Source organism: Polynucleobacter sp. KF022, assembly GCF_027924105.1.
Classification (GTDB): domain Bacteria; phylum Pseudomonadota; class Gammaproteobacteria; order Burkholderiales; family Burkholderiaceae; genus Polynucleobacter.
The window spans coordinates 911,274-925,068 of the sequence record NZ_AP026972.1; the positions used below are offsets into that span (position 1 = coordinate 911,274).

The 13,795-nt window shown below is 45.6% G+C and carries 14 protein-coding genes; 11 read left to right on the top strand and 3 right to left on the bottom strand.

Annotated features, from left to right (window positions below):
- Positions 1 to 31: 31 nt before the first annotated feature.
- From tsaB to PKF022_RS04790, 3 genes are read left to right on the top strand one after another with little or no spacing between them, the layout of a single operon-like run.
- Positions 32 to 736, top strand: a complete 705-nt coding sequence (gene tsaB / locus PKF022_RS04780; protein WP_281777425.1) for a tRNA (adenosine(37)-N6)-threonylcarbamoyltransferase complex dimerization subunit type 1 TsaB — start codon at positions 32 to 34, stop codon at positions 734 to 736.
- A complete protein-coding gene (gene rimI / locus PKF022_RS04785; RefSeq protein WP_281777426.1) occupies positions 736 to 1,263 on the top strand; it encodes a ribosomal protein S18-alanine N-acetyltransferase in 528 nt (175 codons plus the stop codon). The genes tsaB and rimI overlap by 1 nt, the downstream gene beginning before the upstream one ends.
- The gene (locus PKF022_RS04790) at positions 1,260 to 1,784 is read left to right on the top strand and encodes a hypothetical protein (RefSeq protein WP_281777427.1); all 525 of its coding nucleotides are present in this window, start codon (positions 1,260 to 1,262) and stop codon (positions 1,782 to 1,784) included. Before rimI ends, PKF022_RS04790 begins: the two co-directional genes overlap by 4 nt.
- A 5-nt stretch (positions 1,785 to 1,789) precedes the next feature.
- On the opposite strand, the gene lplT is transcribed toward PKF022_RS04790, so the two are convergent.
- Complete coding sequence (lplT, locus tag PKF022_RS04795; RefSeq protein ID WP_216231796.1) at positions 1,790 to 3,109, bottom strand: lysophospholipid transporter LplT; 1,320 nt, start codon at positions 3,107 to 3,109, stop codon at positions 1,790 to 1,792.
- Positions 3,110 to 3,183: 74 nt separating this feature from the next.
- On the opposite strand from lplT, the gene alr reads away from it, so the two are divergent.
- A complete protein-coding gene (gene alr / locus PKF022_RS04800) occupies positions 3,184 to 4,275 on the top strand; it encodes an alanine racemase (RefSeq protein ID WP_281777473.1) in 1,092 nt (363 codons plus the stop codon).
- Between the two features lie 42 nt (positions 4,276 to 4,317).
- Here alr and PKF022_RS04805 read toward each other — a convergent pair whose 3' ends face one another.
- Positions 4,318 to 5,205 carry an outer membrane protein assembly factor BamD gene (locus tag PKF022_RS04805; protein ID WP_281777428.1) on the bottom strand — a complete coding sequence of 296 codons (888 nt, stop codon included), beginning with the start codon at positions 5,203 to 5,205 and terminating at the stop codon, positions 4,318 to 4,320.
- Between the two features lie 20 nt (positions 5,206 to 5,225).
- Here PKF022_RS04805 and PKF022_RS04810 point away from each other — a divergent pair, with 20 nt between their 5' ends.
- The 7 genes from PKF022_RS04810 to PKF022_RS04840 all read left to right on the top strand — a co-directional run bounded on the left by PKF022_RS04810 (position 5,226) and on the right by PKF022_RS04840 (position 12,865).
- Entirely contained in the window at positions 5,226 to 6,266 is a 1,041-nt protein-coding gene (locus tag PKF022_RS04810; protein WP_281777429.1) for an RluA family pseudouridine synthase, read from the top strand.
- Entirely contained in the window at positions 6,263 to 7,027 is a 765-nt protein-coding gene (gene pgeF, locus PKF022_RS04815; protein ID WP_281777430.1) for a peptidoglycan editing factor PgeF, read from the top strand. Before PKF022_RS04810 ends, pgeF begins: the two co-directional genes overlap by 4 nt.
- 113 nt (positions 7,028 to 7,140) lie before the next feature.
- Complete coding sequence (gene phaC / locus PKF022_RS04820) at positions 7,141 to 8,778, top strand: class I poly(R)-hydroxyalkanoic acid synthase (RefSeq protein WP_281777431.1); 1,638 nt, start codon at positions 7,141 to 7,143, stop codon at positions 8,776 to 8,778.
- A 29-nt stretch (positions 8,779 to 8,807) separates the two neighbouring features.
- Positions 8,808 to 9,548 (top strand): 3-ketoacyl-ACP reductase, encoded by a 741-nt coding sequence (locus PKF022_RS04825; RefSeq protein ID WP_281777432.1) that lies wholly within the window; start codon positions 8,808 to 8,810, stop codon positions 9,546 to 9,548.
- A 118-nt stretch (positions 9,549 to 9,666) separates the two neighbouring features.
- Positions 9,667 to 10,227: a polyhydroxyalkanoate synthesis repressor PhaR gene (phaR, locus tag PKF022_RS04830; protein WP_216231801.1), complete on the top strand. Its 561-nt coding sequence runs from the start codon at positions 9,667 to 9,669 to the stop codon at positions 10,225 to 10,227.
- A gap of 2 nt (positions 10,228 to 10,229) precedes the next feature.
- Positions 10,230 to 11,588, top strand: coding sequence for a 30S ribosomal protein S12 methylthiotransferase RimO (gene rimO, locus PKF022_RS04835; RefSeq protein ID WP_281777433.1), 1,359 nt, complete (start codon positions 10,230 to 10,232; stop codon positions 11,586 to 11,588).
- Between the two features lie 92 nt (positions 11,589 to 11,680).
- Positions 11,681 to 12,865 carry an acetyl-CoA C-acyltransferase family protein gene (locus PKF022_RS04840; protein WP_281777434.1) on the top strand — a complete coding sequence of 395 codons (1,185 nt, stop codon included), beginning with the start codon at positions 11,681 to 11,683 and terminating at the stop codon, positions 12,863 to 12,865.
- Between the two features lie 28 nt (positions 12,866 to 12,893).
- Here PKF022_RS04840 and serB read toward each other — a convergent pair whose 3' ends face one another.
- A complete protein-coding gene (gene serB / locus PKF022_RS04845; RefSeq protein WP_281777435.1) occupies positions 12,894 to 13,781 on the bottom strand; it encodes a phosphoserine phosphatase SerB in 888 nt (295 codons plus the stop codon).
- Positions 13,782 to 13,795 lie beyond the last annotated feature (14 nt).

Below are 13,795 nucleotides of genomic sequence, written 5' to 3' on the forward strand. Positions count from 1 at the left end.
TGATTTTGTAAGTAAATTAACAGGACTTAAATTGGCAAATATATTGGCCATCGACACCTCCTCAGCATGGTGTTCGGTGGCTTTATCGTTAGAGGGTCAGGCAGTGCAGTTCAGACATGAGGCCGTCACAGCCGGCGCTAGTCAGTTGTTATTGCCATGGATTGAGTCGCTCTTAAATGAGGCGAAGATAACCCTCGATCAACTCAATGCTATTGCCGTAGGAATTGGTCCCGGTGCATTTACAGGTGTGCGTTTAGGCGTAGCTGCTGTGCAAGGATTGGCTGTGTCGCAAAACATTTCTGTGGTGCCAGTATGCAGCTTAGATGCTATCGCCGCCCAACTTTTAGATTCAGCAGTATTCCAATCCTCTCATCCTCAGCGATTGATGATTGCAATTGATGCCCGGATGGAAGAGGTTTACTGGGCTTCGTATGAAACTCAAGTTGGGCGATTGCCAAAACGCATCAGCGATATCCAGCTAACCAAGCCCGAAGAGCTTAAGCTGAATGGAATTCAACTTTTGGCTGGCAGCGCTCTGAATGCTTATAGTCAACGTTTGCCGCAATTTTCAGGCATGAAGGATCCAGATATCTCAATCTCTGCATTGGGTGTTTTGAAATGCGCGCAGCAATCTCTACTCGATGGAGTTTATTGCGAAGTGCGGCAGCTTGAACCCATGTACGTTCGCGATAAAGTCGCTTTTACTACTGCCGAGCGTGCAGAGGGCAAGCAGTAATGTCAGATCACTCAGCAGAAAGCGCCGCAGAACTTTCTTTCTTGCCAATGCAGCAGGCAGATTTAGATGAAGTCCTCAAAATTGAATCTGTTTCTCATATACATCCTTGGACTAAGGGTAACTTTTCAGATTCATTGGCAGCTGGTCACTGGGCATATTGCATACGACCTCAAGCAGATCAAGTAGTGAAGGGTTCCTATTTGGATCCAGCAATTCTTTGGGCATATTGCATCCTATTTCCTGCTGTTGATGAATTGCATCTCCTCAACATCACCGTTTCGCCTCATTTGCGCAAGTTGGGACTTGGGCAAAGAATGATGGCAGCCATTGAGGGTGTGGCTTTCCAGCAAAAAATGCCACGCATCATCCTAGAAGTAAGACCAACCAATTCAGCTGCTATAGCGCTTTACCAAAAGTTGGGTTACGAGCAAATTGGCGTACGTAAGAACTACTACCCCGCAATTCCTGAGACGGGTGGCCGCGAGGATGCGCTTGTATTAGCCAAATCGATTAAGCTAGAGGCATGAGCAATACACATTCAAGCTTTTTGAAAGAAATGGGGATCACCGAGTGGACTTCTCGGGATGCAATTTCAGCTCAAGCTGAAGTGTCTTCCGCCGTCACTTCTGAACCCAATACTCAAGAGAAGCAAGCATCACCAAGAGCAAGTAACGGCATCTGGTGGTTTTTTGGTAATGAGCCTCAAGGCGATGCCCAGATTTTGTTTCAAAATCTCATTCGTGTGCTGGGTTTGGCTACAAATGAGTGGTCATGGAAGAGTCCATCAACAAATCTAGGCCAGCTTGAAAATCCTGGGCTCCCAGTAGTGGCACTTGCCTTTGGTGGGCCAGTGGCGCAAAAAATTACAGGCGAGAGAGATCCTTTGCCGCAGTTGCGTGAGACGATCCTTGCCTTAAACACAGGCAATGACGAAGAGATTCCGGTGATTGCTTCTTTTGAGTTAAATCAAGTGCTGACCAGGCCCCAAGAGAAGGCTTTACTTTGGCAGGATTTGTTGATGGCGAGATCGGTACTGCAAAACAGCTGACCAGCTTAGTGCTTGTGTTCGCCGATCAGATGCATTGAGTCATATTCCGCCTGGTTTCTTGCGTGACGTTTAATGACTAACCACATAATCAGGCTGACGGCCACACCAAATCCAATGATCACGATTTGAATGGGTACATCCAACCAAATCAGCAATGAGTAGATTAATAGCATCATCAACACAGATATATTTTCATTAAAGTTTTGCACGGCAATAGAGTGTCCCGCAGACATGAGAACGTGCCCGCGATGTTGCAAGAGGGCATTCATCGGAACTACAAAGTAGCCCGCGAGCCAGCCAACCAAAATTAATAAGAAGTAAGCTGGCAATAAGTTCAGGGTAACGTCAAACTTGCCAAAGCTAAACACGCTGGTATTTGGTAGCAGGTCTGAGTTATACACGGCCATCACGCAGACCACTAGACCCATGGCAATTCCGTAGGGTAGTACATTCAAGGATTTGCGCAGAGGTATACGCCAAGCGGCATATACGGCACCACCAGCTACACCTACTGCAGAAATGGCTTGCAAAATTGCGCCTTGAGAAAGATTCATGTGAAGGGCAACTTGAGCCCACTTAATCACAATAAATTGCAAGGTGGCGCCGGCGCCCCAGAATAGAGTGGTAACTGCCAGAGAGATTTGACCTAAGCGATCATTCCAAAGGGTTTTGAAGCAAATAGCAAAATCTTTAACCAATTCAATAGGATTGGTTTTCTGGGAAACGTAACGTGCGCCAGTATCTGGAATTTTCAGGTTAATGATTGCAGCAACGACATAAATCATCATGATGATCATAATTGCCGACTCAGCCGGGGTATCAATGCCGGTGTCAAAAGTCGGCATATCTAATGCCAGCAGACTTTGCGAAACAGTACTGCTAATGAGTACGCCGCCTAAAACGGTGCCCAAAATAATGGAACCCACGGTAAGGCCTTCAATCCAACCATTGGCAGCAACTAATTTTTCAGGGGGCAACAGTTCAGTTAGGATTCCGTATTTCGCAGGTGAGTATGCGGCTGCACCTAAACCGACGATCGCATAAGACAATAAAGGGTGGCTTCCGAAAAGCATCGCCACGCAACCAACGAACTTAATCGTATTTGTGATGAACATGACATTGCCCTTGGGGCGGGAATCAGCAAAAGCTCCAACAAAGGCTGCCAGTATTACGTAGGACAATACGAAGAATAATTTCAGTAAAGGGGTCATCCAGGCCGGAGCGTGAAGCTGGGCCAGGAGGGCAATTGCCGCTATCAGGAGAGCATTATCAGCAAGCGACGAAAAAAATTGCGCCGCCATAATGATGTAAAAGCTACGGTTCATTCGTACAATCTAGTCATTACTACAATTAAAACATGAAAGGAGGGGTGATTATGGGTGATTCAGCTAACGGCCTGATTAATAGACCAATTTTGGCATCTATTCATACAGCCGCCTTTCAACATAATTTAAACCGAGTTCGGGAATTGGCGCCGGAGTCCAAAATATGGTCTGTCATTAAGGCTAGAGCCTATGGCCATTGTTTTGATGCGGCCCTCAAAGGTTTGGCATCTACCGACGGATTTGCCTTGTTAGATATCCAAGATGCGGCATGGTTACGTGATCATGGCTGGAAGGGTCGAATCCTGCTTTTAGAGGGCTTTTTTCATGAAAATGAGCTAACTCTTGCTGAAGAGTTGGCGTGCGATTTGGTAGTTCACTGTGAAGATCAGGTAGGTTGGCTTGAGCGATTTAAAGGCAAAAACCATAAACCATTCAATGTCTTTCTGAAGATGAATTCCGGCATGAATCGACTGGGTTTAAAGCCACATGCGTATCGGATTGCTTTTCATCGTTTGCACGCTGCTGGCTATCACATGCATCACATGACCCATTTTGCCAATGCGGATCAAGTAGATCGATTACCTACGGTAGGCTCTCAACAAGAGCTATTTAATCAAACCATTGAGGGCTTAGATGCTCCGACCTCATTAGCAAATTCAGCCGCTATAATGTGGCATCGCAATGCATTGGGAGATTGGGTACGACCCGGCATCATGCTTTATGGCGCATCACCAACAGGCCTTCATGCTGATATCGAGCACGCCAATCTTCAACCGGTAATGCAACTGCATAGTGAAATTATTGATACACAGGATTTACAAAAAGGTGATCGTATTGGCTACGGTGGTCGATATCAAGCATCGGAATCGATGCGCATTGGTATTGTTGCTTGTGGTTATGCGGATGGATATCCGCGTCACGCTAAAGATGGCACCCCAGTTTGGGTTGCTGATGGTGATACAGGTGCCATATGTCCTTTGGTAGGAAGAGTCTCTATGGATATGTTGGCGGTGGATTTACGTAATGCTCCCAATGCAAAGGTAGGAGCTACTGTTCAACTCTGGGGCGATAAGGTCGCAGTAGATGATGTGGCGCAGATGAGCGACACGATAGGTTATGAATTGCTTTGCGCAGTAGCACCTAGAGTGCCAGTAGCGATCAAATAAAAAATCCTCCGTGCTGGAGGATTTTTAATGAGTACACGCTGTTTATTTATTCCAGAACTGCCACCATTGACGTTGTTTTTTAACGCGTTGACCAGTTTCTAGCATGTCGCTATCTGGAAAGTTCAACTTAAAAACACGGGCAGAATCGTTGCTTAATTGTGTCATGCCAAGCTTTTCATAAGACTTGGTCAGAAGGTATAAAGCCTCTTCAACCGCAGGTGCGCGGTCGTAATCGCGAATAACTAGCTGAGCACGATTTGCCGAAGCCAAATAGGCGCCACGCTGATAGTAATAGCGCGCTACGATGACATCCGCTTCTGCTAATGAGTTCACGATATAGCGCATACGATCTAAGGCGTCAGGCGCATATTTACTGTTGGGGAAACGCTCAACAACTACCTTAAAAGATTCAAAGGCTTCCCTTGCTGCTTTAGGATCGCGCTCACTTAGATCTTGACCTGTGAATTTACCGAGCCAACCTAAATCATCGTTAAAAGTAATGAGACCTTTTAGGTAGTAAGCGTAGTCCAGGTTTGGGCTGCCTTGGTGTAACTTAATAAAACGGTCGATTGCAATAAGTGCTTGAGTTTGCTCTTGAGCCTTCCAATAACAATAAGCAGCATTAATTTGAGCTTGCTGAGAATACGGACCAAAAGGAAAGCGAGCTTCCAGTTTCTCGAAGTACTTGCCGCACTTAGCAAAGTCGGCATCATTGAGTTTTTCTGTTGCTTCTGAATAGAGTTTGGCTTCTGACCAGATATCAGTGTCATCTTTGCTGCCATCGCTGCCTGCACACCCACTTAATAGCGTCAGGGCAAAAAGCAGTGCTAACAGTAGTGCAATAGGCAGGCTATTTAAATTGCGAGTCTTATTTTGTGCGGAAGAATTCCCGGCAAGCCTTAAACTGGCGTCTGATATTACGTCGGACATAACTGAAAGGCTCTCTAAGCGTGGCATTGCCGCAAACTCCTGATTCGAATCCCATTGATTATATCGATGATGAGGATTTCATCTCCCTAGAAATACCCTTGGAGATGGCTGGCGAGCGCTTGGACAAGGTGCTAGCAGGGTCTTTGCCTGATTATTCCCGCAATCGTTTAAAGGCTTGGGTAGAGGCTGGGGCAGTAATGGTCGACGGAAAAGTCACCAAAGCCCGCTATCTTCTGCGAGGGGGAGAGAGTATTAAGGTATTTCCTCAAGAAATGCCTGAGCAATTCGCCTTTAGCCCCGAAGAGATTCCCCTGGACGTGGTTTATGAGGATGAGGACGTAATTGTCATTAATAAGCCCCCTGGCTTGGTGGTGCACCCAGCAGCTGGCAATTGGTCGGGCACTCTTCTCAATGGGCTTCTGTTTCGGTATCCGGAGCTAAAAATGCTCCCTAGGGCAGGCATTGTTCATCGTTTAGACAAAGATACCTCTGGCCTCATGGTGGTTGCTAGAACTGCTCATGCGCAGACATCCTTGGTACGCCAATTGCAGGATAGAACGGTTGGACGTCGCTACCTAGCATGGGTCTGGGGTGAGGCTCCAAGCCAAGGCAAGGTTTTAGCTTCAGTGGGTCGAGATCAGCGTGATCGCCTTAAGATGGCTGCTGGTAGCCCCCAAGGCAAGCCTGCGGCTACCGTATTTCGACGTTTAGCCAAAGGTCTTGTTCAAGAATCTGCTGTAACTCTTTTGGAATGCCGACTTGAAACTGGGCGCACCCATCAAATTCGAGTCCACCTTGAATCACTGGGCTTTCCATTAGTGGGCGATCCTGTTTATCGTAAAAAGACACCTGGTGCCTCTAAAAATCTTACTTTTAATCGTCAAGCCTTACATGCATTTGCACTTAGCCTTCAGCACCCAGTAAAAAATGAAAACATGACTTGGTTCCGCCTTCCGCCACAGGACATATTGGAGTTGTTGCCGCAATTGGGTATGACTGAAGAGGCGCTGCCTAAAGAAGCAGTCGTTTTGGCTTCAATTCAAAATGAGTCTCAAGTATGATTGTGATAGAGCCTCAGTGGCCCAGACCACCCAATATTCATGCACTACTGAGTACGCGCTCAAGCGGGGCGAGCAAATCACCATATGATTCTCTAAACCTGGGCGATCATGTTGGCGATGATATTGAAGACGTACTAACTAATAGAGCAATCTTCACTCAAGCTTTGCCTAGTAACCCTTTGTGGCTCAAGCAGACTCATAGTGTTGTGGTGAGCACTCCTGAAACTCGTAAAGCAAAGAATGGCGCTGTGATTGAAGCAGATGCCTCAGTCACCAATATTGCGAGCGAAGTCTTAGTCATCATGACAGCAGATTGCTTGCCGGCTTTATTTACCAATTCAAAGGGAACTATCATTGGTGCAGCACATGCAGGATGGAGGGGACTATGTGCTGGAGTTTTGGAAAACACCGTCGCTGAAATGCTGCGTTTATCTAAAGAATCTACAGCGTCTGATCTATTGGTGTGGCTGGGTCCTGCCATTGGACCGAACTCATTTGAAGTGGGTGAGGATGTAGTGAATGCTTTTAGAGATTCAGGCTTACCTTTTTCAGAGGATGCGTTCAAGCCTATTCCTGGCAAATCTGGAAAGTTCTTGGCTGATATTTATCGTTTGGCTAAAGATCGACTAGAGGCATATGGCATTAAATCAATATTTGGCGGTGAATATTGCACTGTAAAAGACAGTAAGCAGTTTTTCTCATATCGACGCGATGGCATAACTGGTAGATTTGCTTCTGCTATCTGGATTGCTAAATCATGAGTGCTTCATTTTATGAGGGTAACTACTAGCTTAGCTCTTAGGCTAGGGTTATTGCGTATAACTCAATAGCCCTTAAGGGCGGAGAATGTCTCTAATTAATTGAAGAGACTACTATGTTTGCAGGCATGACTACCGGTGCAACGCCATCTTTGGCGCCGCATCATATGGCGTTAATTCCGCCAGAGCGTTTATCTGAAATTCAAAAAGAATATTTCACTGAGCTAGCGCACATTGCAACCAATCCTGAAGCGATTGAAGTTAAAGATCGTCGTTTTGCTGGTAAAGCCTGGCACTCCTCATGGAGCAAAGTGATTGCGGCAACTTATTTACTGAATTCCAAGCACCTCATGGCATTAGCCAAAGCAGTAGAAACAGACGAAAAGTCTAAGCAGAAGATTTTGTTCACAACAGAGCAGATGATTGATGCGCTTTCTCCATCGAACTTTATTGCCACTAATCCAGAAGTATTAGAGAGCATCATCAGCTCCCAAGGTCAGTCCATTCAAAAGGGAATTGTGAACTTATTGGGGGATATGAAAAAAGGTAAGGTCTCTCAAACGGATGAGTCTGCCTTTGAGGTGGGAAAAAATATTGCCACTACTGAAGGACATGTAGTTTTTCGTAATGAGCTCTTTGAATTAATTCAATACACACCGCTGACTGAAAAAGTATTTGAGCGACCTTATTTGATGGTGCCCCCATGCATCAATAAATATTACATTCTGGATTTGCAGCCAGATAACTCTGTCGTTCGTCATATGGTGAGCCAGGGCCATACCGTGTTCTTAGTATCTTGGAAGAATCCAAATGCTGCTATGGCTGAGGTGAGCTGGGATGACTACGTTGGTAAGGGCGTAATCAAGGCAATTGATGTAGTCAAAGAAATCGGCGATACCAAGCAAATTAATATTTTAGGATTCTGCGTCGGCGGCACCTTAACTACCTCTGCATTGGCTGTGTTAGCGGCGCGTGATGAACATCCGGCCGCAAGCTTAACGCTATTCACCACCTTATTGGATTTCACCAATACCGGCATTCTGGACGTCTTTATTGACGAGGGTATGGTTGAGATGCGCGAGAACACCATTGGTGGTAAGGGCGGCAAGTTTGGCATGATGTCGGGCTTAGATTTGGGTAATACATTCTCTTTCTTGCGCCCGAATGATTTAGTTTGGAATTACGTTGTAGAAAATTATCTAAAAGGCAATTCACCGCCCCCATTTGATTTGCTGTATTGGAATGGCGATTCAACCAATTTACCTGGTGCCATGTACTGCTGGTACTTACGCCATACCTATTTGCAAAATGATTTAGTAAAACCAGGCAAGCTCAAAATTTGCGGCGAAAAAATTGATCTAGGCAAAATCAAATGCCCAGCCTATTTGTATGCGTCACAAGAAGATCATATTGTTCCTTGGCAGTCTGCTTATGAATCAACCCATATCCTAAAAGGGAAGAATCGTTTTGTATTGGGTGCTTCAGGCCACATTGCCGGCGTGATTAATCCGCCCGCTAAAAATAAACGTTACTACTTTGAAAATAACAAGATTGCGGCAACGGCTAACGAATGGCTAGAGGGTGCAAAACAAATTCCTGGTAGCTGGTGGCCTGACTACACCAAATGGCTCGAACAATTTGGTGGTGAGCAAAAGCCAGCAAGCACAACTTTTGGTAACGCCAAGTACAAAAAAATGGAAGCAGCGCCTGGTGTGTACGTCAAAGAAAAAGCAACACCAGAGATCAATCAATAATTAACGAAGGTTTTTAAAAGGGGAAAGTAATGTCTCAAAAAGTCGCATATGTAACTGGTGGTATGGGTGGTATTGGTACCGCTATTTGTCAACGTCTTGCTAAAGATGGCTTCAAAGTAATTGCCGGCTGCGGACCAAATTCTCCACGTAAAGACCGATGGCTTGGAGAGCAAAAGGCGCTCGGCTACGATTTCATCGCGTCAGAAGGTAACGTTTCTGACTGGGACAGTACTGTTGCTGCCTTTGAAAAGGTCAAGGCTGAAGTAGGGCGCGTAGATGTTTTGGTAAACAACGCTGGTATTACACGTGATAGCGTTTTCCGCAAGATGACTCCAGATGCATGGAAGGCAGTGATTGATACCAACCTCAATTCCTTATTTAACGTTACCAAGCAAGTGATTGATGGCATGGTTGATAACAACTGGGGCCGCATTATCAATATTTCTTCTGTAAACGGTCAAAAAGGCCAATTTGGTCAATGTAACTATTCCACTGCCAAAGCAGGTTTGCACGGCTTTACGATGGCTTTAGCGCAAGAAGTAGCTACCAAGGGTGTTACTGTTAATACTGTATCTCCTGGTTACATTGGTACCGATATGGTTAAGGCAATCCGTGAAGATGTTTTGGAGAAAATTGTTTCTGGTATTCCAGTGAAGCGTTTAGGTACTCCAGATGAAATTGCCTCTATTTGCTGCTGGATTGCATCAGAAGATGGTGGTTATGCCACTGGCGCAGACTTCTCATTAAATGGCGGTATTCATACTGGCTAATATTGCACTGCAGCAATTATGAGAGTATGTGCAGTACGCAACACAGCGTATTTACCTTTTAGTCAAACTAGGGATAAACTACGCTGATGTTGCGATGCAGTAAAGAGTAAGGATAAAAATGGTAACCCGCGCTAAACGAGCAGGCGAAGATCGGCTCATTAAGAAGTACCCAAATCGTCGTCTCTACGATACCCAAACAAGTACCTATGTCACGCTGTCAGACATTAAGAACTTGGTCATGGGTAGTGAAGTCTTTAAAGTCGTAGATGCCAAAACAGAAGAAGATTTAACGCGCAACATTTTGTTGCAAATTATTCTCGAAGAAGAGGCTGGTGGTGCACCCGTGTTCTCTTCGCAAATGCTCTCCCAAATCATTCGCTTCTATGGAAACTCCATGCAAGGCTTAATGGGTAACTACCTTGAAAAGACCATGCAATCTTTTGTGGATATTCACAACAAGCTTGGCGATCAAACTAAAGGTTTGGGAGCTGGAAGCACTCCAGAGGCCTGGTCTCAGATGATGAATCTCCAGAACCCCCTCATGCAAGGCTTGATGGGCAACTACATGGAACAGAGCAAAGATCTCTTCATCAAAATGCAAGAACAGATGCAGGGCTCACAAAATATTTTTGGAAATTTTCCATTTACGCCTCAGCCCAACAAAACTGAAAAAGAATAGTTGTGGCTGGAAAAATTGGATTTGTATCCTTAGGGTGCCCTAAGGCACTGGTTGATTCAGAGCTCATCCTCACACAACTCAGCGCTGAGGGGTATGAGACTGCTAAGGATTATTCCGGAGCTGACCTAGTAGTTGTTAATACCTGCGGCTTCATAGATTCTGCTGTTGAAGAAAGTCTCTCGGCCATTGGTGAAGCATTAGCTGAAAATGGCAAAGTCATTGTGACTGGTTGCCTTGGCGCCCGTAAAAATGCAGATGGCTCTGATCTCATTCAGAGTATCCACCCTAAAGTGCTTGCCGTTACAGGGCCACACGCAACTGATGAAGTAATGCAAGCCATTCATTTCCACCTTCCCAAGCCGCATGATCCCTTTATCGATTTAGTGCCGCCAGCAGGTGTAAAGCTGACTCCAAAACATTACGCTTATCTCAAAATTAGCGAGGGTTGTAATCACCGCTGTACTTTTTGCATCATTCCTAATATGCGTGGAGATTTGGTTTCACGTCCCATCGGCGAGGTATTGCTAGAAGCTAAACGCTTATTTGAGTCAGGCGTAAAAGAACTGTTGGTTGTCTCCCAGGATACGAGTGCCTATGGTGTAGATATTCAGTATCGCACTGGCTTTTGGGATGGCAAACCAGTTAAAACCAAGATGTTTGATTTGGTAAATGCCTTAAATCAAATTGCGCGCGAACATCAAGCCTGGGTTCGCTTGCATTATGTTTATCCATACCCGCACGTTGATGATGTTTTACCGTTGATGGCTGAGTTTGCAGAACATGGCTATGGCGTTCTGCCTTACTTAGATATTCCATTGCAACATGCGCATCCCGACGTGCTGAAGCGCATGAAACGTCCTGCTAGTGGTGAGAAAAATATAGAACGCATCTTGTCATGGCGTGAAGCTTGTCCTGATTTAGTAATTAGAAGCACTTTCATTGCTGGCTTTCCTGGCGAGACCGAAGAAGAATTTGAATATTTACTCAACTTCTTGGATGAGGCACAAATTGATAGAGCAGGCTGTTTTGCTTATTCGCCAGTAGAGGGTGCTACAGCAAATCAATTGGATAACCCCGTCCCAGATGCAATTCGCGAGGAGCGACGTGCTCGCTTTATGGCAAAAGCAGAGGAAATCTCTGTAAAACGACTTGCTAAAAAAATAGGCAAACGCGTTCAGGTCATTATTGACCGCGTCGATGAATCCGGCGGAATTGGCAGAACTATTGGCGATGCCCCTGAGATTGATGGTTTGGTGAGGGTTTTGCCTGCTAATAAGCCCTCAAAACGCTATCGCGCAGGCGAAATCATCCGGGCCACGGTCATTAGCTCCCAAGGGCATGACCTAATAGCCGAAACTTGACGAATCGAATAAAACTGTCAGCTGGGTTGCTTATTTAGTAATTATTGAGTGCAGTATCAGCCTAATAATTAGGCTTAGTAAAGGGGATTGATATGAGTCGTGATGTCGTTGTCTTAAGTGCAGTTCGTTCCGCAATTGGCACCTTTAATGGTTCCCTCAGTAGCTTTGAGCCTTCAGAGCTCGGCGGCATTGTGATGAAAGAGGCGGTTGCACGCTCTGGTGTAGATCCAGCATTAATTAATTACGTCACTGTTGGGAATACGATTCCGACTGATAGCCGCTATGCCTATGTTGCACGTGTTGCTTCGATTCAGGCTGGTTTGCCAATGGAATCTGTAGCAATGGCCCTCAATCGTTTATGCAGCTCAGGCTTACAAGCGATTGTGACCACAGCTCAGCAAATCATGTTGGGTGATTGTGATTACGGAGTCGGCGGCGGTGTTGAAGTTATGTCTCGAGGTATGTATGGTTCACCTGCAATGCGTAGCGGCGCACGCATGGGCGACACCAAGATGCTTGACCTCATGGTTGCTGTTCTCACTGACCCATTTGGTGTTGGTCACATGGGTGTTACTGCAGAAAACCTAGTAGAAAAATGGAAGCTTACTCGTGAAGAGCAAGATGCATTGGCAGTTGAGTCACACCGCCGTGCGGCAAACGCAATTAAAGAAGGCCGCTTCAAATCTCAAATCGTTCCTATTACTATCAAAACCCGTAAGGGCGATATCGTGTTTGATACCGATGAGCATTGCAAACCAGATACCACAATGGAAACATTGGGCAAGATGAAGGCAGTGTTCAAAAAAGAAGGTGGCTCTGTTACTGCTGGTAATGCTTCAGGCATTAACGATGGTGCAGCATTCTTTGTATTGGCTGATGCCGATACTGCTAAGAAGGCTGGTCATAAGCCTATCGCACGTTTAGTTTCTTATGCGGTTGCCGGTGTTCCAAACCATATCATGGGTGAAGGTCCTATTCCTGCGACTAAGTTAGCCCTGGAGCGTGCAGGTCTCAAATTAGATCAAATCGATGTGATTGAATCTAATGAAGCTTTTGCAGCGCAAGCCTTAGCAGTTACTAAAGGTTTGGGTTTAGATCCTGCCAAAACAAACGTGAATGGTGGTGCGATTGCTTTAGGTCATCCAATTGGTTGTTCTGGAGCCGCTATTGCTACTAAGGCAATCCATGAACTACACCGCGTTCAAGGTAAATACGCCCTAGTAACGATGTGTATCGGTGGTGGTCAAGGTATTGCGACCATTTTTGAGCGCCTCTAAAAAATTACCCTGATCCCTTAGGTAAATCTTAAGAGATCAGTAGTAAAGCAGCATCTAAGCCGACTCGGTCAAAAGCCGCGTCGGCTTTTTCTTTGACTACAGGCTTTGCTTGGTAGGCCACGCTGATACCTGAGCCATTCATCATGATGAGATCATTCGCTCCATCACCCATTGTGATGGAATTTGCTTTAGTGCAACCAAGGCGGGAGCATGCAGCATCTAGATGGGCTGCTTTAGCTGCACCATCAACAATATCGCCAAGCACCTTGCCAGTCAGTTTGCCATCAATAATCTCAAGAGTATTTGCTTGAGTTTGTTTAAAGCCTAATTGCTCACGCAGCTTTTCGGTAAAGAAGGTGAATCCACCCGAAACCAAGAGTGTATAAATGCCGCGCTCATGTGCTCCAGCTAGGAGTTCAGCTGCGCCGGGGTTAGGGCGTAAACGTTCACGATAGACAGACTCCAGTGCATCGGCGTGCACGCCCTCTAGCAAAGCAACACGTCTTTTGAGACTCTCTTGAAAGTCTTTAATTTCTCCACGCATGGTGGCTTCGGTAATTTCAGCTACAGCCGATTTCTTGCCGGTAAAATCTGCGATCTCATCGATACACTCAATGTTAATGAGCGTCGAGTCCATGTCCATGGCAAGAACACGTATATCCTGCGAAACAAGATCTGGCTTTAAGAAGCAGAGATCAGTATTAAAGCCTCCTGCAAGAGAGCGAAGTTGCTCACGTTGAGGTATCTCAAGAGGTGCGCTGGATTCAAAACGCTCAGAATAATAAGTGCCATTACTAAGTTGACCGCCAATCAAGTGCAGCGAGACACCATACTGTAAGGCTTGATCTTTTAGTGAAAAGATCAGCTTTTCAGATAAGGGGTCTCTGGATATCGCTACAAGTACTTGATTTCTCATGGCTTAATAATAAT

What these genes read in the sequence shown, in the direction of transcription:
- pgeF (WP_281777430.1), top strand. Translation starts at nt 6,263, where the DNA reads ATGATTGTGATAGAGCCTCAGTGGCCCAGACCACCCAATATTCATGCA.
- PKF022_RS04840 (WP_281777434.1), top strand. Translation starts at nt 11,681, where the DNA reads ATGAGTCGTGATGTCGTTGTCTTAAGTGCAGTTCGTTCCGCAATTGGC.
- PKF022_RS04790 (WP_281777427.1), top strand. Translation starts at nt 1,260, where the DNA reads ATGAGCAATACACATTCAAGCTTTTTGAAAGAAATGGGGATCACCGAG.
- PKF022_RS04805 (WP_281777428.1), bottom strand. Translation starts at nt 5,205, where the DNA reads ATGTCCGACGTAATATCAGACGCCAGTTTAAGGCTTGCCGGGAATTCT.
- serB (WP_281777435.1), bottom strand. Translation starts at nt 13,781, where the DNA reads ATGAGAAATCAAGTACTTGTAGCGATATCCAGAGACCCCTTATCTGAA.
- phaC (WP_281777431.1), top strand. Translation starts at nt 7,141, where the DNA reads ATGTTTGCAGGCATGACTACCGGTGCAACGCCATCTTTGGCGCCGCAT.
- phaR (WP_216231801.1), top strand. Translation starts at nt 9,667, where the DNA reads ATGGTAACCCGCGCTAAACGAGCAGGCGAAGATCGGCTCATTAAGAAG.
- PKF022_RS04825 (WP_281777432.1), top strand. Translation starts at nt 8,808, where the DNA reads ATGTCTCAAAAAGTCGCATATGTAACTGGTGGTATGGGTGGTATTGGT.
- lplT (WP_216231796.1), bottom strand. Translation starts at nt 3,109, where the DNA reads ATGAACCGTAGCTTTTACATCATTATGGCGGCGCAATTTTTTTCGTCG.
- rimI (WP_281777426.1), top strand. Translation starts at nt 736, where the DNA reads ATGTCAGATCACTCAGCAGAAAGCGCCGCAGAACTTTCTTTCTTGCCA.